At 51.5% G+C, this 23,884-nt stretch carries 17 protein-coding genes and 1 pseudogene; 6 read left to right on the top strand and 12 right to left on the bottom strand.

Annotated features, from left to right (window positions below; genetic code table 11):
- Window positions 1–87: 87 nt before the first annotated feature.
- On the top strand, window positions 88–5,391 hold the full coding sequence (locus AC5L4R_RS00870; protein WP_494472468.1) for a hypothetical protein: 5,304 nt from the start codon (window positions 88–90) through the stop codon (window positions 5,389–5,391).
- Window positions 5,388–6,245 (top strand): hypothetical protein, encoded by an 858-nt coding sequence (locus tag AC5L4R_RS00865; protein WP_494472467.1) that lies wholly within the window; start codon window positions 5,388–5,390, stop codon window positions 6,243–6,245. The genes AC5L4R_RS00870 and AC5L4R_RS00865 overlap by 4 nt, the downstream gene beginning before the upstream one ends.
- Before the next feature lie 68 nt (window positions 6,246–6,313).
- Here the strand turns inward: AC5L4R_RS00865 and AC5L4R_RS00860 are convergent, their stop codons facing one another.
- The 8 genes and pseudogenes from AC5L4R_RS00860 to AC5L4R_RS00825 form a co-directional block, all read right to left on the bottom strand.
- The gene (locus tag AC5L4R_RS00860; protein WP_494472466.1) at window positions 6,314–8,053 is read right to left on the bottom strand and encodes an amino acid ABC transporter ATP-binding/permease protein; all 1,740 of its coding nucleotides are present in this window, start codon (window positions 8,051–8,053) and stop codon (window positions 6,314–6,316) included.
- A 1-nt stretch (window position 8,054) separates the two neighbouring features.
- Window positions 8,055–9,857 carry a thiol reductant ABC exporter subunit CydD gene (gene cydD / locus AC5L4R_RS00855; protein ID WP_494472465.1) on the bottom strand — a complete coding sequence of 601 codons (1,803 nt, stop codon included), beginning with the start codon at window positions 9,855–9,857 and terminating at the stop codon, window positions 8,055–8,057.
- Window positions 9,858–9,890: 33 nt separating this feature from the next.
- On the bottom strand, window positions 9,891–10,160 hold the full coding sequence (gene cydX, locus AC5L4R_RS00850) for a cytochrome bd-I oxidase subunit CydX (RefSeq protein ID WP_494472464.1): 270 nt from the start codon (window positions 10,158–10,160) through the stop codon (window positions 9,891–9,893).
- Between the two features lie 33 nt (window positions 10,161–10,193).
- Window positions 10,194–11,333: a cytochrome d ubiquinol oxidase subunit II gene (gene cydB, locus AC5L4R_RS00845; protein ID WP_494472463.1), complete on the bottom strand. Its 1,140-nt coding sequence runs from the start codon at window positions 11,331–11,333 to the stop codon at window positions 10,194–10,196.
- A gap of 157 nt (window positions 11,334–11,490) precedes the next feature.
- Window positions 11,491–13,032 (bottom strand): annotated as a pseudogene (locus AC5L4R_RS00840) (cytochrome ubiquinol oxidase subunit I); the annotation flags it as partial.
- A complete protein-coding gene (locus tag AC5L4R_RS00835; RefSeq protein WP_494472462.1) occupies window positions 13,010–13,168 on the bottom strand; it encodes a hypothetical protein in 159 nt (52 codons plus the stop codon). The gene AC5L4R_RS00835 and the pseudogene AC5L4R_RS00840, both read right to left, overlap by 23 nt.
- 365 nt (window positions 13,169–13,533) lie before the next feature.
- Window positions 13,534–14,367 carry an inositol monophosphatase family protein gene (locus tag AC5L4R_RS00830; protein WP_494472461.1) on the bottom strand — a complete coding sequence of 278 codons (834 nt, stop codon included), beginning with the start codon at window positions 14,365–14,367 and terminating at the stop codon, window positions 13,534–13,536.
- A 45-nt stretch (window positions 14,368–14,412) separates the two neighbouring features.
- The gene (locus tag AC5L4R_RS00825; RefSeq protein WP_494472460.1) at window positions 14,413–16,572 is read right to left on the bottom strand and encodes a 1-deoxy-D-xylulose-5-phosphate synthase; all 2,160 of its coding nucleotides are present in this window, start codon (window positions 16,570–16,572) and stop codon (window positions 14,413–14,415) included.
- 333 nt (window positions 16,573–16,905) lie between these two features.
- Between AC5L4R_RS00825 and ribA the strand changes: the two genes are divergently transcribed.
- On the top strand, window positions 16,906–17,505 hold the full coding sequence (gene ribA, locus AC5L4R_RS00820; RefSeq protein WP_494472459.1) for a GTP cyclohydrolase II: 600 nt from the start codon (window positions 16,906–16,908) through the stop codon (window positions 17,503–17,505).
- Here the strand turns inward: ribA and AC5L4R_RS00815 are convergent.
- The gene (locus tag AC5L4R_RS00815; RefSeq protein WP_494472458.1) at window positions 17,502–18,395 is read right to left on the bottom strand and encodes a UPF0149 family protein; all 894 of its coding nucleotides are present in this window, start codon (window positions 18,393–18,395) and stop codon (window positions 17,502–17,504) included. The two genes, ribA and AC5L4R_RS00815, sit on opposite strands and share 4 nt — an antisense overlap.
- A gap of 202 nt (window positions 18,396–18,597) precedes the next feature.
- Between AC5L4R_RS00815 and AC5L4R_RS00810 the strand changes: the two genes are divergently transcribed.
- Window positions 18,598–19,038 carry a hypothetical protein gene (locus tag AC5L4R_RS00810; protein ID WP_494472457.1) on the top strand — a complete coding sequence of 147 codons (441 nt, stop codon included), beginning with the start codon at window positions 18,598–18,600 and terminating at the stop codon, window positions 19,036–19,038.
- Window positions 19,039–19,104: 66 nt separating this feature from the next.
- Entirely contained in the window at window positions 19,105–19,428 is a 324-nt protein-coding gene (locus tag AC5L4R_RS00805; protein WP_494472456.1) for a cell division protein ZapA, read from the top strand.
- Window positions 19,429–19,471: 43 nt separating this feature from the next.
- Here AC5L4R_RS00805 and AC5L4R_RS00800 read toward each other — a convergent pair whose 3' ends face one another.
- Window positions 19,472–19,735, bottom strand: coding sequence for a hypothetical protein (locus AC5L4R_RS00800; protein WP_494472455.1), 264 nt, complete (start codon window positions 19,733–19,735; stop codon window positions 19,472–19,474).
- A 337-nt stretch (window positions 19,736–20,072) separates the two neighbouring features.
- On the opposite strand from AC5L4R_RS00800, the gene AC5L4R_RS00795 reads away from it, so the two are divergent.
- Complete coding sequence (locus tag AC5L4R_RS00795; protein ID WP_494472454.1) at window positions 20,073–21,821, top strand: NAD+ synthase; 1,749 nt, start codon at window positions 20,073–20,075, stop codon at window positions 21,819–21,821.
- A gap of 208 nt (window positions 21,822–22,029) precedes the next feature.
- Here the strand turns inward: AC5L4R_RS00795 and AC5L4R_RS00790 are convergent, their stop codons facing one another.
- Both AC5L4R_RS00790 and AC5L4R_RS00785 read right to left on the bottom strand, forming a co-directional pair.
- Window positions 22,030–22,587, bottom strand: coding sequence for a C40 family peptidase (locus tag AC5L4R_RS00790; RefSeq protein ID WP_494472453.1), 558 nt, complete (start codon window positions 22,585–22,587; stop codon window positions 22,030–22,032).
- A gap of 344 nt (window positions 22,588–22,931) precedes the next feature.
- Window positions 22,932–23,669 (bottom strand): YggS family pyridoxal phosphate-dependent enzyme, encoded by a 738-nt coding sequence (locus AC5L4R_RS00785; RefSeq protein ID WP_494472452.1) that lies wholly within the window; start codon window positions 23,667–23,669, stop codon window positions 22,932–22,934.
- Window positions 23,670–23,884: the final 215 nt, after the last annotated feature.

Here is a 23,884-nt window from a genome sequence, read left to right as displayed (position 1 = left end):
AATGCCGTATCCCCATCTAGGCTTTTCCTAAAGTGTTTTAGTGAAAACAAATCCACAGGTTGTCTTGCATCAATGAGAACACCATTAATGCCAAATCTTCATCCACGCCCAACTCGTCACACAGGCTTTGCCAAGCTGAGCTTGTTGTCAGCGTGTGTCTTATTGATTCAAGCCAATCACGCCTACGCGGCACAGACCAATACCATAGCTGCCAAGCTTGGTCGCGGTGTTAGTGAAATTTTGAATACCGCCACCGCAGACTATCAGGTTGATGGCGATCGTGAGCAGAGCTTTACTGCCACGTCCAACCAAGTGCTGACGCAAGCATTTAGCCTGCCGCAATACAGCATCGCGCTAACGCAGCCACTATCAATTACGGTCAAACCCAATCAGACCGTGCAATGGGTCAATGAGCTGAGTAATACAGGCGCTTATGATGCCAGCGTTGCGGTCAAATTTGATACCCCACACACGCTGTCCAATCTGCAAGCCTACATCGATGCCAACAACAACGGTATACTAGACCAAGGCGATACCCCACTTGCGCCAACCGTATCACTACAAGCAGGTGAAAAAATCGCTATTATCGTCACCGCGCTAGCCAGCCAAGACCTCAAAGACGGTGACAGCACGCAAATTGGCGTTCAAGCCATCACGCAAGAAGACAGCAACGCCACCGCCAGTGCCACCGATGTTGTCACGATTGTTGAACCAACTATTTATTACAAAGACAGCAACTACAGCAACGTGGTGACTGACAACCAAGCAGGCAAACCTGTGTATCTAGAGGTTGGCTTGGCACTGTGTAATGCCAACCCCAATGCCGTGGACTATACTTGGATCAACGTCACCTCACAAAAAACGGGCGATACCATCCGCCTAAAAGCCGTTGAAACAGGGACAAACACGGGACGCTATCGCGTATCAGCACCGACCGAGCTCAACGCCAACGCCATCCAAGATACCATCATTCAAACGCTAGATGGTGACGTCCTGGGGGCACAGGTCAGCCAGTGTGAGGGCGCGGACGGTAGCACCACCAACGTATTATCAAACGCAATTTATGCCAGCATTAACATCAACAACGATGTTTCTGCACTAAGCGTAAGCAAAACCGCCAGTGTCAGCGAAGCTGAAATTGGTGACTTTGTCGATTACACTGTCAATGTCAGCAACGTTGGCAAATCCGATGCCGTGGATGTCGCGCTCAATGACGATTTGCCCAAAGGCTTTAGCTACGTCAAAAATTCGGTACGTATTGATGGCCAGCGTTATGACCAAGACTTTAGCCGCAGCGGCAAATACATGACGCTTGGGCTTGGTACGTTGGCTGCCAATGCAAGCCATAAGATCACCTACCGTGTTGCCATTGAGCCCACCGCGCTGTCTGGTGACGGTACCAACAAAGCCTTTGCTACGGGCAAAGACAGCCAAACCTTGACTGCGATTACCTCAGGTACTGCCTCGGCTAAGGTCAAAGTTACGGGTAATCCATTGACCACAGACGGCGTGATCATTGGTAAAGTCTATGCCGATTTTAACCGTGATGGGATTCAGCAAAAACAGCGCAATGAGCTAGGTGTTGCAGGCGTGCGTCTATATTTAGAAGACGGTACGTTTGTTGTGACCGACAGCGAGGGTAAATACAGCCTATACGGCATCAGTGCCAAAACCCATGTCATCAAGCTAGACCGCACCACCCTACCACGCGGCGTTGAGCTGGTTGAGCAAAGCAACCGCAACGCAGGCGATGCAGGCAGCCGTTTTGTCGATCTTAAACACGGTGAATTACACCGTGCGGATTTTGGTATCACGGACGGTATCGATGACAACAACGGACAAGGTTCGCAAGCTTTGGTTGAGGAGCTCAAACGCCGTGCCAAACTTGTAATAGCCAAAAATGATGCACTTGAACAAGCGGTCAAAACCACGCTAGACGTGGAGCCCAGCAGCAGCGCGTACACCAATTATGAATATGAAGCCGAAGGCTGCCTAAAACCTATTGACGCTGACGGACAAATCAGCTGTCAAGCGATGATCATTGACAACCAAGCGGGCAAACGCGACCGTAAAACCGACAACGCTTTAGCCTTTGACCTTAATCCAATCAGACCCGTACAAGCACCAGAGATTGAAAAAGCCCTATCAACCGCCGATGACAAGCGCATTGAAGGCGTAACGGCAGACGCAGACTTTTTAAACCTAAAAGACAACCAACGCGTTGATAGTCACAAAATCCGCGTTCAAATCAAGGCCCCCAAAGGCGCAACCACCGAATTACTGGTCAATAACACGCCTGTCGATCAGGCCTTGATGGGTAAAGAAGTTGCATGGGATAAAGAAGGCATTTCAGGGTTTGATTATTATGCCGTACCTTTGCAACGCGGTAGCAATGCCTTGACAGTGCGTGCAACCGACAGCAGCGGCAAGGTGGTATCTAGTAAAACCATCCGCATCTATGCCCCTGACCAAATCGCCAACATTATCACCCGTGAACAAACCCACGTGCTAGAAGCTGACGGTGTTAGCGAACTACAAATCGCCATCAGCCTAAAAGACAAGGACGGCGGCTTGTACCCAGGTTCGGCGACCATCACCCTTGACAGCGACATCGGCACTGTCTTGCGTGAGGACAAAGACCCTAACCAAGCTGGCGTGCAGACTACCATCGATGGTGGTGAGGCGTTGATTAGCGTGCGCGCACCATCGGCACCAGGCAAAGGCAATTTGGTCATCAAAGCAGGCGATGCCGAACGTATCATTCCCTTGCAATTTACCCCACAGCTGCGCCCGATGATTGCCAGCGGTATCATCGAAGGTAGCGTTGCGTTCAACAACTTGGGCAAATCCAAGCACAGCGATGTAAGCAATGATGGCTTTGAAGATGAGTTGCAACGTATCGCAGGCGATCGAGGTGATAACACAACAGGTCATGGGCGTGCAGCATTTTTCTTGAAAGGTAAAGTGCGCGGCGATGTACTTTTGACCATGGCGTATGATTCGGACAAAGACAAAAACGCGCGGCTGTTCCGTGATATTCGCCCCGATGACTATTACCCTGTGTATGGCGACGCATCGGCAAAAGGCTTTGATGCCCAATCGAGCAAAAAATTCTACGTGCGTTTGGACAAAGACCGCTCGTTTGTCATGTACGGTGATTTAAAAACCCATATTGACAATAACGATGGGCTATCGCTGGGGCAATACGACCGCACCTTGACGGGTATCAAATCGCATTATGAAAATGACACTACCAAAGTAACCGCCTTTGTCGCCCAAACGCGCTCAAGCCAACGCGTCAATGAAACGCGCGGTTTGGGTATTTCTGGCCCTTACCCCGTTGGTGGTAACTTCGATGATATTCTACTCAATAGCGAAACCGTTGAGGTCATTGTGCGTGACCGCAACAACCCTGGCACGATCGTATCACGCACACCGTTGAATCGTTATAGCGATTACGATTTAGACAGCGTCAGCCGTGCGCTGTATCTGCGCGCGCCGATTGCCAGCACCGATTTGGGCGGCAATCCGATCTATCTGCGCGTAAGCGTTGAAGCCGAAGAAGCAGGCGATGAATATACCGTTGGCGGTGTGGCAGTCAATCGTCAGCTTACGCCAAAAATCAATGTAGGCGCAAGCTATGCACAAAGCGATGACCCAACCAATAATGAAAAATTGACGGGTGCCAATACGGTGGTCAAATTCAATGAGCGCACCAAGCTGATTGCCGAGGTGGCACATTATGACAGTGACAAGCTCAATGACCAAATCGCCAATCAAATCAACGCCAGCGAACTGCAAGGCAAAACTGCTGGTGACGCTGTCCGCGCTGAGCTGAGCTACAAAGACAAAACCCGCGACGGCAAGCTGTATTATACCCAAGCCGACATAGGCTTTACCTCGCCTTCATCATCAGTGACCGCAGGACGTACCGAAGCAGGCTTGAATTTGACCAACCAAATCAACGCCAAAACCAAGCTAAAAGCCGAAGCGGTGATGAGCGAGGATGACACCAGCAACGCTGAGCGTAAAGGCGCAACACTTAGCCTTGAGCGAAAATTAAGCGATATTTTCACCGCCGAATTGGGCTTGCGTTATTATGACAACGACTATCGCGCGTCACGCAATTATCAAGCGGTAGTCAGTACAGACATTTATAACCAGTCTTTGACACCCTCAGTCAGTAACACCGACAGCCACTACCAAGGCACCACCGTGCGCGGACGTTTGACCGCCGATTTGCCCAAATACAACCGCTCAAAACTGTTCGTTGAGTATGAGCAAGATGTGGATGATGCCGATCGTAACGCTTGGAGCGTGGGTGGAGAAACCTCACTGTGGAACAAGGGGCGTTTGTACGCTCGCCATGAGCTTGCCTCAACGCTGGTTGGCGACTATGGGCTAGATGGCAACGATGAGCACCGCTCAACCATCATCGGTGTTGATGCCAACTACATGAAAGACGGGCAAGTATTTAGCGAATACCGTGTCAAAGATGGGATCAGCGCGCGCGAATCTGAAGCGGCGATTGGTTTACGCAACAAATGGAAGGTGCAAGATGGCTTGTATGTCAACACCTCATTTGAGCGCTTGCAATCGCTTGAGGGCGATAGTAAAAACGACGCCACTGCTGCCACTGTCGGTGTGGACTATTTAGCAAACGACAAATATAAACTGACCACACGCACCGAAAAACGTTGGGGCGTGCAAACCGACACATTTTTGCAAACCCTAGGCTATGCCAACAAGATCAATGATGACATCACGCTGCTTGCCAAAGACGTGTACTCACTACAAGAGGACAACGACAGCGACAAAAAACGCACGATGAACCGCTTTCAATTGGGCATGGCGTATCGTGATTATGACAGCAACATCTTAGACCACTTGGCAAAACTTGAGTACCGCTACGATAACAACCAGCTTGGTGATAGTCCGTACAAAAAACAAACCTATATCGCCTCTTTGGTTAGCAATTACCATCCTGTGCGCCGCTGGACTTTGTCAGGGCAATATGCAGGTAAATACAACAAACTAACGCTCGATGGCATCGAAAGCGACGGCTTTACCAATTTATTGGCAGGACGCGCAATGTATGAAATCAATGAACGTTGGGACGCAGGCGTACAAGCAGGTGCGATGTGGCACAAAGACAACACACGCTACTTGCTAGGTGCTGAAGTTGGCTATAGCCCGATCACGAACCTATGGCTATCAGCAGGCTACAACTTTAAAGGCTATCATGATGATGATATCGCCGATAGTAACACCAACCAACAAGGCGCTTATATGCGTTTGCGCTTTAAGTTTGATGAAAACTTGTTTAAACGCAATAAACCTGCAGTCAATGCCAGTCTAATGCCAACCGATGATGAGGTGCCTACCAAATGATCACCTGTAATCTTGGGTTAAATCAGCGCGCTGTGTTGCGCTATGGTGGGCAAATCGGTTTTGGTCTGCTGCTAGGCTGCGTAAGCATGGGTGGTATAGCACAAAATCAACCGCCTAGCTTTGGTGGCAACCAAACATCGGTGCAGTATCAGCCAAACCAATACTGCCCTGCCAACACGGTGGTTGAAATTCCCCAAGGCACACCAAATGCAACGCTTTACCGTGACAGTGTGTGCATCCGTAAGCAGCTACGACCATATCAGGCCGATGATCAACCTGCCACCGTACGCTACCACGCCCACAAAGCCAACGCATGGCTGGCGTATGCGTACCATGAAGCCAGTGAGCACAGCCCGACAGCAGCAGGAGCAGACGCCATGAACCGTGCGGTCACGCTGCTTAGCGCGCTGAAAAATAACCACAGCGAGCTGTTGGCAGTTGATAGCGTGTTACCTGCGACATCGGGTGTTGGGCGACCTGATTTGTGGGCGGATATTTTGGCTGTCAAACATAGCCCAGCATTCGCCCGTGTGACCGTATTACCCAAAATAGTTGCAGATAGTGAGGTCAAGCTGATTTGGAGCCAAGCAGAAAATTGTGAACGCGGCTGGCGACATGCCAATGAGCACTTTGCCGCTGCCGATCGGTGGGTGACTGCTGCGTATTTAACGGCATGGAACGCGCTTGATACTGATCAACAAGCCGCACTCAAAGCCACGCGTGAGGCATATTTCGCTCAACTTTTGCCATTAAGCCAATCAAGCGATGCGAAAGCCACAGCTACCAAGCAGCGATTTTGGCACGTGCAGCAGCAGCGCGCCAGCTGTCAAGGTACGATCTTGCCCACACTGTAGGCCGTATGCGACCAATCAGGTTTTTACATTGCCGAACGTTTACGGCACTGGTTATTGATAGTACGTATTTATAGCACCTGCGGCTCACCCAATGCCAAGCGTACCACCTCGTGATCTAAGCCATCTGTGTCTAACGCATGATGGGTCACCACGACCAACACGCCATGTTGTTGGTGCTGACGCAAAAACCGCCATAGCCGTGTGCGGTTATCCGCATCTAGTCCAGCAAACGGTTCATCCAGCAACAGCACGCGATACGGCTTGAGCAGCAACCGCGCCAAGGCAACGCGCCGCGCCTGCCCACCCGATATCGCCTGCCCGTATTCGCCCAGTGGCGTATCTAGCCCCAATGGCTGTGCTTGCGCCCAATCTGCCAAACTGACTGCCTCTAGAACTTGCCACAAGGCCGCATCGTCGGCGGCAGGGTTACCCAGACGCAAGTTATTCGCTAAAGTTTGGTCAAAGATATCCACTTGCTGTGCCAACATACCAATATCGGTACGCAATGCTTGCCAGTCTAGGCGTTGTTCAGCAACGCCGTTATAACCAAATGTCCCTGTCACAGGTGCAAGCTCACCTGCCAATACCTGCAGCAAAGTCGATTTACCCGCGCCTGATACACCTGTGATGACAAGTGCTTGCCCTGTTTGCACACTAAAATTCACATCATGAAAGCCCACAATCGCGTCAGGTTGTTTACCTGCCAAGTCATGCGCGTATAGCGTCAGGATGGCGGTATTTGCCAATGGGTTCAGCGAAGGTGACGGTGTCACCGTGGTTACGGTTGATGGTTCAAACAGTGCATTGAGCCGCTGTTTTGCCGCCAAACTTTTGCCAATGGCTAAATCATTACCAATTAGTCCGCTAAATACCTCACCCACACCCAATACGCCAAGCACCAACGCCAACAGCAGCGCGACTTGGTTAGCTTGATTAGCCGTGGTGGGTACAACGCCTAACATGCGTATACCCTGTACCAATACCAACAACAGCACCAGTAAGATACCAACTTGCAAAACCACCGCATACAGCAAACGGCGACGCTGCGCGTGTTGGACATTATTTAAATACGCAGCATCGGTATGCCAAAATGCAGCGATTTGGTTGCCCCATTGTCGCCACAGTAGTAGGTGGGTCATGGCGGCAAGTGGGGTCAGCAGCGTAACGCGGCGCTGCTCGGCAAGGCGTTGTTCAGTAGCGGCAGTCGCAATACCGCGTCGCGCCGCCAAGAACGGTAAGCCCAAACCAAACAGCGTTAAGACAACGACTGCCGCTAGGCTAAATAGATTGATGCCAAGCCAAAACACCGCCAAACCCACCACCAGCAGCCATGCCGCCAGCGCGACCAGCCACGGCAACACGACTTGCAAGACAAATTCATTCATCGTGTCGATATCATGCGTTAGGCGGTGCATAGCATGACTGGCTTGCCAGCGTTGGCTTGAGCCTTGTACCCATGCAGGTTGCCGCGCAAGTTTTGTAAACAAGCGCACACGCAAATCCGCCAAGCGCGCAAATACCGCATCATGCGACACCAGCAGCTCGCCATAACGCCCTGCCGTGCGCGCGATTGCCAACATACGAATGATTGCCGCAGGCACAACGTAATTAAACGCCTGCGCGCCCAATACAAACACCCCTGCCCACGCCGCTGCGGTCAAAAACCAGCCCGATAGCATGAGCAGCCCAATTGCGGACAGTGCCGTCACCCAGCCCAGCACCATGCTTGTCAGCCATACCAGTCGCTGACCTGCCAACAAATCACGCAGGCGAAACACGTCAGAGGTTTTGGTGACTGTCTGTTTCATCTCAACCCTCCCCATCAACCGCTTGCACAGACGGGGCAGCCAGCGTTATCACCCCATCAAGCGGCGGCAACCGCTCAGGCTGATGGCTGACCCACAGCACGGTTTTGCCACGGGTGATGCGCGCAAGCAAGGCATTGATATGCGCTGCTGTTTTAGGGTCAAGGTGCTCGGTTGGTTCATCAAGTAGCCACAGCGGCGCATCTTGTAGCAGTAGCTGCGCAATGGCCAGACGGCGCAACTGCCCACCCGATAGCCCACGCCCATGCTCGGCAAGCGGTGTCGCCAAGCCTTGCGGCAAACGCGCGATCAACTCCCAAAGCTCAACAGCTTGCAACACGGTTTGTAATTCATCATCACTGGCATGCGGTTTGACCAAACGCAAGTTATCGGCAATGCTAATAGGCAATAAGCTCGTATTTTGCGACAAATACGCCACTTGTGTCCGCCACGCGTCTTTGTTAAGGGTAGTAAAGTTTAGGCTATCCAAATCTAGCTGACTGTCATCGGCTGCATCTGTAGCACTTTCGGATTGCCATTTGACTGTAATTTGCCCAGTATACTGACAAAAGCCGAGCAAAATTTGTAGCAAGGTTGATTTTCCGCTACCGCTTGCTCCGATGACAGCTACGCGTTGCTCTGCCGCTATCGTCAGCGATAGCGGCGCTAAGCGCGTACGCCCATCCGCCATTTGGCAAGTAACGTTATCTAGTATCAACGTGGGTGGTGTAGCATTGGGTGGATTGTGTAACGCTTTGGCAGTGGCACGTGCGGATATGGTCTTGTCGTCTAGTAGCGGTAGCAAGCTGTCCAATGCGCCTTCAGCTTGCGCCTTGATATGATAATCCGCACCCAACTGGCGCAATGGTGCATAAAATTCAGGCGCAAGCAGCAACAAAAACAACGCCGCGCGATAGTCCACAGGCACGACACCTTTTTGCCACGGCAACAGCCCCAATAGCCCAAGCCCGAGATACACCGCCAACAGCGCAATGGCAAGCGCGGATAATAATTCCAAAGCCGCACTGTTTAAAAACGCGATTTTTAATACCGCCATCGTGCGGTTACGGTAGGCTTCTGCCGCCGCCGCGATGTCAGTTTGCGCCCGTCCCGTCGCGTTTAGGCGTTGCAGCGTCGGCATACCGCGCAGCCAATCCAAAAACCGCCCACCCAGCTGCGCCAAGGCGGCAAATTGTTCGGCACTTTTTTTGGCTGTGGCACTACCAATTAAAATCATAAAAATCGGCACGAGCGGCGCGGTCAAAAGCATGACACCCGTTGCCACCAAACTTTGGCTTGCGGCAGCCAGCAGCAATAGCAGCGGCGTACTTGCCACCACATACCGCTGAATATAAAATCGGCTGACATAGTCTGCCAGCGCATCGGTTTGGTTAATCACTTGACTGGCAAGGCTGCCATCACTGCCAAACCGCGCGCGCTCATTGCCCAGTTGTGCCAAGCGTTGCATGGTATGTTGGCGTAAATTTGCCGCCACTTGCCAACCTGCATTTTGTGCAAGCCACTGCCTACCTGCGTGTAGCAGCGCACGTGCAAGTAGGCACACCGCCAATACGCCAAGCCACCCCACATTATCCGCCAATAAAGCGTGACCGCCTGTTGGTGACAAGCCGCTGTGCACCGCTGCCAACACATGGGCAAACACGCTTGCCAAGGCATAGCATTGCCCAATCAGCGCGAGCGTTGCCAACACCGACAACGCCCACGCCAACAGCAGCGGACGCTTGACAGGCTGCACCAGCTGGCGCAGCAGTCGTTGTTGCGGTGATAAAACGCGCGATTTTGTCATAAGCTTGCGACTCTAAACCTAGCCCAACGCGCGTTAAGCAGGTTCGTTATCTTCAATATCGCCCGTTTTTTTGGCGTCTTCGGTTGGGTTGCCTTCGGTTTGCGTGCCTTCTTTGTGCTTGTCTGGTTTGGGGTTATTGATGGAACGCGCTTGATGGTTGTTTGCGTTGTCATCCATGTCATCTTTGCCTGCATCAGGCGCGAAAGCTTTTTCGCGTGCGTCGGCATTCTCAAGCCACAGCGCGTTTAAAATCGCCAACAACACCGCAAAGCCCAAACCCAATATCCATGCAAAATACCACATCGTTTTCTCCTGTTACCTTGCGTTGGTTGCAGCTTAGTACAAGCCATGGTCGTTTTGCTGAATGTGCGCAGGCGTGATTTTGCCACTAAGCACCCGATACGCCCACGTGGTGTAGCCAATGATAATCGGCAACAAAATCACCACCACATACACCATCACCATCAAGGTAAATTGGCTAGATACACAATCCCACAGCGTCAGGCTTGAGCGTGGGTCTTGGGACGATGGCAACACAAACGGAAACAACGCCACTGCCGCCGTGGTAATCACACCAATAATCGCCACACTCGATGCCACCATGGCAGCAAGGTGATGCCCCTTACGCAGCAAGCCCACGGCCACCAGTGGCATCAACGTACCAAGCGCAGGCAATACCCACGCAATTGGATAGTTGCGGTAGTTGGTCAGCCACGCGCCTGTTTCTTGCACAACGGTTTTGGCAAGTGGATTGGGCACGGCATTGGGGTCAATGGTTGAGGTCACGCGGTAGCCTGTCAATTGGCTAACCCAAAAACCACCCAACACAAACAGCAGCACCATAGCAAGCGCCGCCCATGTGGTGTAGCGTATCGCGCGCATTTGTACCGCGCCCACCGTACGCAAGGCTAAATAACAACCGCCTTGCACGGTCAGCATCGCCACGCTGACCAGACCACACAACAAGGCAAACGGATTGAGCAACGCCCAAAATGAGCCTGAATACGTCGAAACCAAATACGAGTCAAACGCAAACGGCGCGCCCGAAAACAAATTGCCAAACGCCACGCCAAACACCAGCGCAGGCACTACCGAGCCAACAAACAGCGCCCAGTCCCACGCATTGCGCCATTTGGGGTTTGCCAACATGCTGCGGTATTTAAATCCCACAGGGCGCAAGAACAACGCCCACAGCACCGCCATCAATGCCCAATAAAACCCACTAAAGGCGGTGGCGTACACCATCGGCCATGCGGCAAACAACGAGCCACCTGCCGAAATAAACCACGCTTGGTTGCCTTCCCAGTGTGCCGCTACGCTGTTAATCGCCACGCGGCGTTCGGTATCGGTACGCCCAACAAATGGCAGCAGCGTCCCCACACCCATGTCATGCCCATCCATAATGGCAAAACCAATCAACAACACACCAACAAATAGCCACCAAATCAGCTTAAGCGTCGCATAATCAAATAACATGCTTGACCTCCTGACGGCCATAGGCAGGCACTGTATCACCAAAATCGCCGTGGGTGTCGGTCACAGTTGGGCCTTCTGTATCCCGTGTGCCGCGTGCACCGCCTGAGCCCCCCGAACCGCCGCCTGCAGGCTTGTGGGTGATATGGGTTGAATCATCCTCACCATCATACCGCCCTGTGCCAAGGCTGGCTGGCCCTTTACGCACATATTTGACCATCAAATACACTTCAATGACAAACAACACGGTATAAAACAGCACAAACCCTGCAAACGACAAATACACATTGGTCACGCTGATATTAGACACCGACAAACCTGTGGGCAACATACCATACACTGTCCATGGTTGGCGGCCATATTCGGCAACAAACCAGCCAGTCTCTACCGCAATCCATGGCGCAGGTAGCATATACACCGCCCAGCGCAGTAGCCATGGTTTTTGCATAAAGTTGCCTTTGACGCTCGACCACAAGCTCACCACAAATAACGCCAACATCAACACGCCCATACCAACCATGATACGAAACGCAAAGAACATCGGTAACACGCGTGGGATGGTGTCATCCACCGCTTTGTTAATCATCTCAGGGGTAGCACTGCCCACATCTTGCGTGTATTTTAGCAACAGCAAGCCAAAGCCCAAATCATCTTTGACCTTATCAAACTGCGCCTTTAAGACGGGGTCTTCAGGCTTTTCGCGTAATTCATTGAGCAGCACCACCGCTTGCTGACCTTGCAAAATGCGCTGATGGTTTTTTTCTTTAATTTGCTTGATACCAGGAATGGGCGTATCCAACGAACGCGTACCGATAATGCCCATCAAGTACGGGATTTTTACGCTCCAATCGTCTTTGCCGGCTTTTTGGTCAGGCCAAGCAACCAAGGTAAAGTCTGCAGGCGCAGGCTCAGTCTCCCAAATCGCCTCAATCGTGGCAAGCTTGGTGTGCTGCGCTTCACCAATCGAATAACCCGACTCATCGCCCAGCACAATCACACTGCTTGCCGCCGCAAAGCCAAACGCCGCTGCCACCTGAAAGCTGCGTTTAAAAAAGTCCACATTGCGTTTTTTCAGCAAATTCATGGCAGAAATCGACAGCACAAACACCGCCGCCACACAATAGCCTGCCGCCACCGTGTGGACAAACTTGGCTTGTGAAATCGTATTAAACAGCACCTCGGTGAAGCTGGTCATCTCCATGCGCATGGTCTGATAGTTAAACTCCGCACCGACGGGGTTTTGCATCCAACCGTTGGCAATCAAAATCCACAACGCCGATAAATTTGTGCCCAAAGCCATCAAAATCGTGGTAATCAAGTGTTGCCGCCGCGTCAGCTTATCCCAACCAAAAAAGAACAGCCCGACCATCGTCGATTCTAAAAAAAACGCCATCAAACCTTCAATGGCAAGCGGTGCGCCAAACAAATCACCGACATACTGCGAATAATACGCCCAGTTCGTGCCAAACTGGAATTCCATCGTAATCCCCGTCGTCACCCCCAAGGCAAAATTAATCCCAAACAGCTTGCCCCAATACTGGGTCATGTCCTTCCAAATCACCTTACCCGTCATCACGTACATGGATTCCATGATAACAAGTAGCCACACCATACCCAGTGTGAGCGGAACAAACAAAAAATGATACAACGCGGTAACCGCAAATTGCAGCCGCGAGATATCAACCAAATGTTCTGTAATCATAACCAACTCCGCCAGCCGTCTGGCAGGTCACTGCCAAGCCATCGTTCATCACGCCACCATCGCTTGCCCAAGCGATGGCATCGCGCCTTGGCACGCTAATCCACCACCGCTGTGTGTCTTGTTGCGTGTAGTTCATTTAAAAAATATCTGTGAACCTATAGGGTAATCATTGCCCATTTGTGCCAGTCTTTGTGCGGCCATTTTGGACAAAAACAATGCCCCAGCCCACCAAAACTTGCCCCAAAAACACCCCTAGAACCGCTCACCTAGAACCGCTCAAAAAAAAGTCACTAAAAACGCTTTTATTATACGCTGATGTCAGAAAGATGGCTGAAATTTTGTCGGTTTTTGGTTAGAGAATGTTTAACCGTCATCGTGTTGAGAAAAATTGTAACTTGGCATGACAAAATAATACATCACCAATAAGCCATCGATCTTGCTAAAAAAACGCCCAAACCAACAGGCTTGGGCGTTGTCTGATGCCTTCAACACGCCATCACATCAGCCGCGTACCGCATCACCCCAAACTGGCACAACCATTTGCATCAAAGGCTTGAGCATTTTGACATTACAAGCAAAAATCGAGCCCGTTGTCATGGCGTTGTGAGCACCCGTGTGGTCTACCACCGTACCGCGCGCCTCATTGACAATCAGCTCACCTGCACAGATATCCCACGGTTTTAGTGCCATTTCAAAATAGCCATCAAACCGCCCTGCCGCAACATACGCCAAATCCAGCGCAGCCGATCCCAAACGGCGCACCTGCCCACCTGCCTCACAGATTTTTTGCAAACTGGCAAAATGCTGTGCCGCGTAGCTGACCGTTTCGCCACCGCGTTTGCGCTCCACAGGATGGCCGGTGGTGAACAGTCCACCGCTGATGGTTCTGCGCTCACTGACTTGGATGCGGCGCTGGTTGAGGCGCGCGCCCTTGCCGCGACTGGCAGAAAACAGCTCATCGCGCACGGGGTCATACACCACGCCGTGTTCGGTCACGCCATTTTTTTGCACCCCAATCGACACGCTAAAATGTGGCACACCGTGGACAAAGTTGTGCGTGCCATCAAGTGGGTCAATCACCCAGCACCAGTCAGCGTCGTTGCCTTGACCTTCTTGCAGCCCAAATTCTTCACCCAAAAACGAGTGGTTGGGATAGCTTTCGCGTAGCAGCGCGATGACAAGCTCTTCGCTGTAGCGGTCAATTTGGGTGACAAGACCTTCTAAGCCTTTGCTTTCGATATTCAGCTCGATTTTGTGGCGGTTTTGGTGCGCGTTTAGAATCTCTTGCCCGACGCGTTGTGCGGCGCGTGCCGCCATGACGACCATTGGTTCCATAGGTTACCTTTTACCCTTACAATTTAACATTAACTGTTGAATTTATTAAGAAAATTTGTTTAATAAATTATCAATCTTGCCCACAATCCCATCAACGTCCAGCCCACACGCGACAAGCTGCTGCTCATGACTACCATGCGCCACAAAACCATCCTCAATGCCGATGTTTAAAATCGTTGGGCTGGTCACACCACGAACAGCGGCTTGAGCCAATAAGGCTTCATTGACCGCACTGCCTGCCCCGCCCATGCGTTGATGCTCCTCAAGCGTCACGATGATATCGCCCGATTGTAGTAGCGTGGCTAACAAATCCGTATCCAATGGCTTGACAAAGCGCATGTTATACACGCGAATTTGCCGCGTCGGGTATTGTGCGCCAAGCCGCTGGGCGGCGGCACACGCATTTGCCGTCAGCGTGCCAAATGCCAATAGCGTCACCGCGTTATCAGCATGTGCGTTGGTATCGTCAGCGTTAAACACGGCCTCAAGCACCGCCTTGCCAATCGGATATGGCGCGGCGGTTTTGTCAATCGGTGCGCCCGTGCCTGTACCGCGTGGATAACGCACCGCTGTCACACCGTCTTGCGCGTAGCAGGTTTTGAGCAGATTATAACACTCGTTTTCATCTTTCGGCACGGCGATGGTGATGTTGGGCACGCAGCGCAAAAACGCGATGTCAAACACGCCTGCATGGGTCGCGCCATCCTCACCAACCAGCCCTGCGCGGTCAATGGCAAACATAACATTCAAATGTTGGAGCGCGACATCGTGAATCAGCTGGTCATAGCCGCGTTGCAAAAACGTTGAATAAATCGCCACGATTGGTTTGACGCCTTGCGTTGCCATACCTGCTGCCAGCGTCACGGCGTGCTGCTCGGCAATCGCGACATCAAAAAACTGTTTGGGAAAACGCTTGGCAAATTCAACCATGCCTGAGCCTTCTGCCATCGCAGGGGTGATTGCCATCAGCCGCTTGTCGTGCTGAGCGGTGTCGCAGATGAACTCGCCAAACACCTGTGCGTATTTTTTGACCACTTTGACGGGTTGGGCAGGTGTGTTAGCCGCAGGCTTAGGGGTGGCTAGCTTGCCGATGGCGTGATAGGTGATAGGATCGCCTTCAGCAGGTAAAAACCCTTTGCCTTTAACAGTGTGCACATGCACCAAGACCGCGCCCGATAGGCGTTTGGTGCGTTCAAACACCTGTGTGAGTTTTTCGATATCATGCCCATCAAACGGCCCAAAATACTGAAAGCCTATCGCTTTAAACACGTTTTCGGGAAACAAATTGTCGGCGATTTTGTTCGCCAGTTTTTCGGGCAAGGCTTCAAGCTGTGAGGGCGTTGGCGGAAATTCACCTGCGGCGACTTTTTCGCTCAATTTTTCGCCCAGCATGCTGGGGATTTTGCTGGAAATATCGCCAAATGCGTCGTTTGCCATGTGCAGATAATGCCGAATGCGGCGGTCATCGCTGGCAATGCTGCGCTTGGTAATAATCGCGTTGCCGTTTTTGTCGATATCCACCGCCAGTCCGCGTTGCCACAGCATCGCCAGATGCTTAGAAAATCCGCCTGTGGCGTTGGAAATCGACATATCATTGTCATTGAGCACAACCAACAAATCGGCGTTTTGATTGACCGCATCGTTCATCGCCTCAAACGCCATGCCGCCTGTCATCGCGCCATCGCCGACCACACAGACCACGCGCGCCGACTCACCCAAGTAGCGCATAGCCAGCGACATGCCAAGTCCTGCCGAAATCGCCGTTGAGGAATGCCCCACGCCAAAGCTGTCGTACTCGGATTCGCCACGCTCAGGAAACGCCGTCAAACCGTGCTGGCTGCGGATAGAGGTCAGCCGCTCGCGCCGCCCTGTCAAAATCTTGTGCGGATAGGCTTGGTGTCCCACGTCCCAAACCAGCTGATCATGGGGCGCGTTGAACACGTAGTGCAGCGCGATGGTGAGCTCCACCACACCCAAGTTTGCGCCAAAGTGCCCACCGCTCACCCCTGTTGAATACAACAAAAACGCGCGCAACTCATCGGCAAGCGTGACCAGCTCGGCAGGCGTGAGGTGTTTTAAATCCGCAGGCCTGTCGATAGTATCAAGCAGCGGCGTATCGGGGCGCGTGCTTAACATCTCGCGAAAGTTTTTTTGGCGGCTGGTTGGCACGGAGACGGGCTTAGCAGAGGGCTTGGCTTTTAGCATACAAATTTAAATTAGCAGAGCAAACAGACGGTACACGTACGCCACCCAGCGCCATTCGTCTTTTATATTGCTTGGTATTGGCTGGGATTGGCAAAAGACTGTGGCATAATAGCACTTTTTTGCCGCCTAAAACACCTATTGTCCATGGCAAAAGTGTGCAAAAACGGTGTAAAACGTCTGCACCGTCGCCAGATTGACCCACAAACGCGCGTTATTTTTGGCTAAAATGCGTGAAAAACCGCACAATTGCCACCATTTAACCAGCCTTATTTGAATACACAGGGTTTAAACGCCGATGGTTTTGCCTGCGCACAACCCACACAAGGAGCATACGTGTCTTATCAGTTTATGACCCAAGCCCAACTACCGACGGCTTATGGCCTGTTTGACATTCATGTGTTTGAAAATGAACACGGGCAAGAACACGTCTTGCTCACGGTGGGTTTGCCAACAGCGGACAGCACGCGCGTGCCGTTGGTGCGCATTCACAGTGAATGCTTGACGGGCGATGCGTTTGCCTCACTCAAATGCGATTGTGGCCCACAGCTACAAGCCACCATGCGCATGATTCAAGCGGACGGTTGTGGGGCGATTTTGTATTTACGCCAAGAGGGGCGCGGCATTGGCTTGACCAATAAAATTCGTGCGTATGCCTTACAAGACCAAGGGCATGACACGCTAGAAGCTAACCTCATGCTAGGCTTGCCTGCCGATGCACGCACCTATGACATGTGCCGCCCGATGCTTGCGCATGTTGGCGTGGATAAGGTGCGCTTGCTTACCAACAATCCCGATAAAATCGCGTATTTGAACGCGCTTGGCGTACAAGTCGTTGAGCGTGTGCCACTGGTGGTTGGCGTAAACCCACTCAACGAAAATTACCTAAAAACCAAACAAGCAAAAATGGGGCATTTGATTTTTCAAAAGGTTTAAGACGGACGCTTGCCCACGGTTGCATCATAGGCAAGTTTGGCAATGCGTGCGTCATTGGCATCTTTTTGCGCTTGCCAGTCTTGCTCATCATCAAACACACCGATTGCTTGGGCATCATCAGCCAACCAGTCGGCCGCATCTTGCGCCCCTGCCGCGCTGTCCTGCCCTGCTTGTCGCCCAATGGGGCGATTGACCGCAAAACCTGCCAACAGCGGCAATTTGTCCACCGCTTTACGCACCCGCCCTTGCGTGACGCTGACAGGCACAAGGCGGACAAACTCCAGCAGCTCCATATACTCAAGCTCCATGCGCGCCTCATCATCCAAGCCTGCCAATTCGTCATCCGCGGCTGGGTCTTGTGTCGCCTCAGCGTCGTCCATTTTGGCCAATGCCGCCGTGGTACGCCAGCCGTCCTCATCGTCGGCATTGTCATCCGTCCAGTCGTCAAACGTCGTTTCGTCCACGTCTGCCACTGCCAACGCACCGACTTTTGCCAAATCATTAAACAATCCGCGTTCATCGGGACGCAGTGCGCTATCGGTCACACCAAAGCCCGTCATAAAACCGTTTGCCCAGTCTTTTAGTGCCATAAGCCGCTCGTTGAGCGCGTGCTCGTCATCGGGCACAAGTGGGCTAAACTGATAACGCTCTTCAGCATCGACCAATTGCGCTGCCACATCTTCGGCTTCTTCGGTCAAAAGCTCCAATGCGGCCGCGTCAAGCTCGCTAAAACCCAGCTCCGCCAACAACGCTTGCCATACCGCATCTGTTGGCGCGTCGCACACCGTCAGCACGCCCGTCATCAGCCCATGTAGCTCACTGATTGACACATCCGTCCAATCACCAAACGCCGCTTGCCAGTCTTGCCAGCCTGAAACAAAATCATCCATTGTTGCACCTTTTTTAGCCTAAAAAAATTTGTCAATCTGCGCTTAAATGGTGCTCAATGTCGATTGTTCAATATGGCAAGTTTTGCTATACTTTTTGCCGTCTTGATATTTATCACCTGATTGCACGGCCAACCATACAACTTAGCAGCCATTTGTCGAATACCCAAGCTATAACAAGCCATAACAAGGACACCCCAGCCCCATGAGTGCGACTTTTGACCTCAACGCCCAACTTGACGAGCTTCAGCGCGTGCTATCGGGCATTTTGGACGACTACCAACGAACCAAAACCGAGCTTGCCGAGTTACAAGCGCGTCCTAGCGTTGAGATGGCCGCCTTTGAGCAAGTCAAAAATCAATCAGCAATTTTTCGTGAGCAAAATCAACAGCTTCAAGCCCAGCTCAATGACAGCAGCCAACAACTAACCCACATCAACGAACGCTATCAAACGCTTGCCGAATCACACAGCGTACTGTCCAATGAGCTAGAGCAAACCCAGCAGGCCCTACAAACCCTGCAACAAGACTACCAGCGCGTGCAAGAAGACAACCAACGCCTGCAGCACAAAAACCACGTGGCGGCAGAACATGCCCAGCGCGTGCTTGAGCGTTTGACCAAAATTGACACCGATACGCCAACTTAACGCTTATTTTTACTTGTTTAAAATCCGCCCATGCGCGGCAACACGCCAAATTAAAATGCTAATATCATGACAACCTCAAACAACGCCGACAACATCAAACCCGTCACCATCGTCATCAATGGCCGTAACCGCGTGGTGAACTGTGCCAGTGATGAGGTAGAAACCTTAGAACGCGCTGAAAAAGCCCTGAATGCGATGATTCAAGATATCCGCAGACAAACGCCACAGATTGACAATGAAGAATTGTACATGCTATGCGCCCTAAATCTCACCTCGCAAGCTGAACAACTCAAACAAGCGCTTGAGCGTGAGCAAGCTGCCAGTCATACCGTGCAACACATGCTTGAAGTCTTGCAAAACATTCAGCCACGGCCTACCGCTGACGCATAAATCTGGCCAACAGCCTTGCCTAGCAGGCTAGCGCATTAGACAGCTAGCCTAAATGACCATCAGCGTAGCGATAGGGTTTGCCAGCATAGAAGTCCGCCTGATGCTCATCGTTACAAAAAAACTTATCGCCATCGACAATGCCGCGCCATTCGGCAAGCGTGTGCCCACAGTGGTTGCACTGCCGTGGCTCGGTCGATTCGCCAGGCTTGGGCTGATAATAGCCACCTGGTGGACGTGGGTACATAATCTTAAAAATCCCCCACACACACGCTGCCAACACCAATCCCATCAAAAGTACTGAAAACACCGTCTCCCCTCACCTTGCTGTGTTGTTGGATGTGATTTTGCCGCCCTTAGCCTAGCAAGTTTTTGTCAAAATTTAAAGCCGCCCAGCATCAAAATCAGCATCAAAATCACCGAAAATTCGGCATCAGCTGCGCCCCCGTATCCGTGACCAATTTAGCCATTTTATAGCCTGTCTAGCCAACCCGCACTTGGCAACCAGTTTTTGCAACTGATTTTTAAAAAATAACGTGCTACAATGCGGCAAAAACTTGCTAAAGGTTAGTTAGCACAATTATTTTGCCCACCTATCCAACACCTTAACGGCATTATTTTTAGAAAAATACACAGGAATCTATAAGATGTCTAATAATTCACCCACTGCACCGCTTGATAACGACGCGCTTTCAGCCAAGTCCGATACCGCACTGCCAAAAGATACGCCAGAGCTGCGCATTGCCTTGGCTCAGCAGCAGTTTATCGTCGGAGATATCATCCACAACGCCCACAAGATGGTCGCACTTGCCCAAGAAGCACGACAAAAAGGCGCGAATTTGATTGTGTTTCCTGAGCTTGCGCTGCTTGGCTATCCGCCTGAGGATTTGCTATTGCGTCCAAGCCTTGCTGCGCGCGTCAAGTACGCATTTGAGCTATTTAGCCAAGTGCAAGATATCGTCATGTTGGTCGGCTATCCGCACATTGACACGCATGGCACGTTTAATTCGTTGGCAATCATCCACAATGGGCAACAAAAAGGCTTTTATCACAAGCAATGCTTGCCAAATTATGGCGTTTTTGATGAACAGCGTTATTTTAGCACAGGGCAAAATAACGTGTTGTTTGATTACCAAGGCTTAACCATCGGTTTGTTGATTTGTGAAGATTTGTGGCAAGACGCTCCGATTGCCGCCCTAAAACGCAAAGGCGCGGATGTGGTGGTGTGTGTCAATGCGTCGCCGTTTGAGCAAAACAAGCAGCAAACCCGCAAAGACCTGCTGCAACGCCGTGCCAGTGAACACCAATTACCGATTGTGTATGTCAATACCGTGGGCGGACAAGATGATTTGGTGTTTGACGGTGGCTCGATGGTGGTCGATGCCAACGGGCAGTGTATGCACGAAGCGCCACGCTTTTTGCAGCAGATGTTGTACGCCAGTATCCGCCGCGATGCCGACACGGGCAAACTGCTACTGTCTAGCCAGCGCAAAGCCCCATTGGCATTAAGCCCGATTGCCGAAACCTACCAAGCCTTGGTGGTTGGCCTGCGTGACTATGTCAATTTGTCTGGCTTTAATGGCGTATTGGTGGGCTTGTCGGGCGGTATTGACTCGGCTTTGACACTGTGCATTGCCGTTGATGCGCTTGGCGCGGACAAGGTGTATGCGGTCATGATGCCGTATGAATACACCTCACAAATCAGCCTGCAAGACGCGCAAGCACAGGCGCGCCGCCTGAATGTATCCTACACTGTGTGCCCCATTCATGACGCGGTTGAAGGTATGCGCCGCACGCTTGAGCCGATGTTTAGCAATACCAAAGCCGATACCACTGAAGAGAACATCCAAGCGCGCGCACGCGGCATGATTTTGATGGCGTTGTCAAATAAATTTGGGCATTTGGTCATCACCACGGGCAACAAGTCTGAAATGGCGGTTGGCTATGCTACCTTATATGGCGACATGGCAGGCGGTTTTGATGTGCTCAAAGATGTGTACAAAACCCAAGTTTATGCTTTGGCAAACTATCGCAACCGCCTAGAAGAAACGCCTGTCATCCCCGAGCGTGTCATCACGCGCCCACCAAGTGCCGAGCTGCGCCCTGACCAAACCGACCAAGACAGCTTACCCGATTATGATACCTTGGATAAAATCCTTGCGTTGTATATTGACCGTGACTTTGGCTTTGATGCCATTGTACAAGCAGGCTATGACAAAGCCTTGGTGCAGCGCGTGCTATCCATGGTAGACCACAACGAATACAAACGCCGCCAAGCCGCAATCGGCACAAAAATCAGCCAACGCGCGTTTGGACGTGCGCGGCGTTATCCATTGGTTAATCATTGGTCATTGGAATTTGTGCGCAGTGATGCCGACGCGCAAGGCAAGGCCTAACGCTTAGATATTCGCCTGTTTAGATATTCGCCCGCCTACTTTGACACCAAAAAGGTTGGTGATACAAAAAAAGGATTGTCCCGTGACAATCCTTTTTTAACCCCTCTATCCTTTATAGCAATTTTAAATAGCAATTTAAATTTGATGCACAAAAAAACGTTGATATTGTGCAACACCAACGTTTTTATCAAAATACTAAAATTTTGGCTCAGTCCGTCACACGGCGCGCGGTAACAAACTTGCTTGACCAGTAGCCGCTGTCCATGCTGTTGATTTGGATGGTTTTACCCGTTGAAGGAGAATGAATAAAGCGACCCTCACCCACATACACCCCCACGTGTGAAATACGGTTGCCGCCGCCACGGGTATGGGCAAAAAACACCATGTCACCGGGGCGTAAGTTGTCACGGCTGACCGACTGGCCAACTTGTGCCATGTCGCGTGAGGTGCGCGGCAAATCAACGTTTGCTGCGTGTTTGAACACATACTGCACAAAGCCGCTGCAATCAAAACCGCTGGCTGGGCTTGTGCCGCCTGCACGGTATGGCAAGCCAATCAAATTTTTGGCACTGTTTAGCAAGCCATCAACACTCAGCGATCGTCCACCAAATACGCTGCTGCTGTCACTGTTCGTGTTGGCGCTGCTGCCCCACCAGCTAAAGCCAGAACTGTTTTGAAAACTGTCGTCGGTGTTGTCGGCATGGGCAGGTAACTGAATAGCAAGGCAAGTTAAAGCGGCACAAACAAGTTTTGATAGCGTTGGCATGGCGTGGTTTCCCGTGCTCAATTCCTATCCGTATATCGCAGGCGCGTTGGGCATGATATGCGCCGCTTGGCATACGGATAAAAATTACAATTTACTTAACGAGGTTACATTTTGTAAAGCGAGGCTATCATAACAATAAAACTTGCCATTTTTGGATATCTTTTTTGCGCAAAATGTTAATAAATATTACGTTGTAACGGCATAACGTTACGGAAAGAATACGTTAGGCTTTGAGCAAGATTGTCGCAACGTTTTGCCCCAATCTGCTGCTTAACCAACGCATCCTAAGTTTTTGGCGCAAATTTTGCCAGCATTTTGGCAGCATTTTGGCAGGGTTTGGCTGGCTATTTGGTGGGGCGTTGGCCAAAAATCGCTGTACCCACGCGTACGATAGTCGCGCCTGCTGCAATTGCGGCTTCACTATCTGCCGACATGCCCATGCTCAAGGTGTCCCAATCCGACGGGTTGGCGTGGTCGGCTTTTGCCCTGTCAAATAACTCACGGGTACGCGCAAACGCGCTCGTACTGTCTTTGGCAGGGATAATCATCACACCGCGCAAGCGCACGTTTGGCAACACGCTCACCGCGCGCACCAGTTCGGGCAATGCCTCAGGCTGGCAGCCTGATTTACTGGCTTCATCGTCGATGTTAAGCTGAATACACAGGTTGAGTGGTGCAGCCACGCCCTGCTCACCGCGCTGACGGCTTAGGCGCTGAGCAATTAGCAGGTTATCAACGCTGTGCACCCAGTCAAAATGCGCGGCGATGGCTTTGGTTTTGTTGCGCTGAATATGCCCGATAAAATGCCAAACCAGCACCTTGCCATCATAACGCTTGTCAGACAACGCGGTGATTTTTTCGACGGCTTCTTGCACGTAGTTTTCGCCAAATTCGTGCTGTCCTGCTTGCGCCAACGTATGAATGGCGGCAGCAGGCTGCGTTTTGGACACGGCAAGCAAGCGCACGGGCGCAGTGTGGTGGACTTGCGCGGCGTTTTGCACGTGTTCACGCACCGTTTGCCAACGCGTGACCAGTTCGGCGGCTTGCTCGGCAGGTAGTTGAAGCGAGGCGATAGCGCTCATCGGGTAATACCTTTGTTCAATGTTAGGGTAGGTGGTCAATTCAAGGCTGGCTTAAAACGATAAGATTTTAACATGATTTTGTCATATTTAAGGGGGTGGGCGTGCCAAAACCACCCATTTGACCGTTTGGCGGTTTTGGCTTGTGGCGTTGCTAAGCTATAGTATAATAAGCCAAATTTTACTTTTTATGCCGCTGTCTGCGGAGCAATCGGGAT

Source organism: Faucicola sp. SE7633 (assembly GCF_059264685.1).
This window is presented reverse-complemented; position numbering and strand designations above follow the sequence as displayed.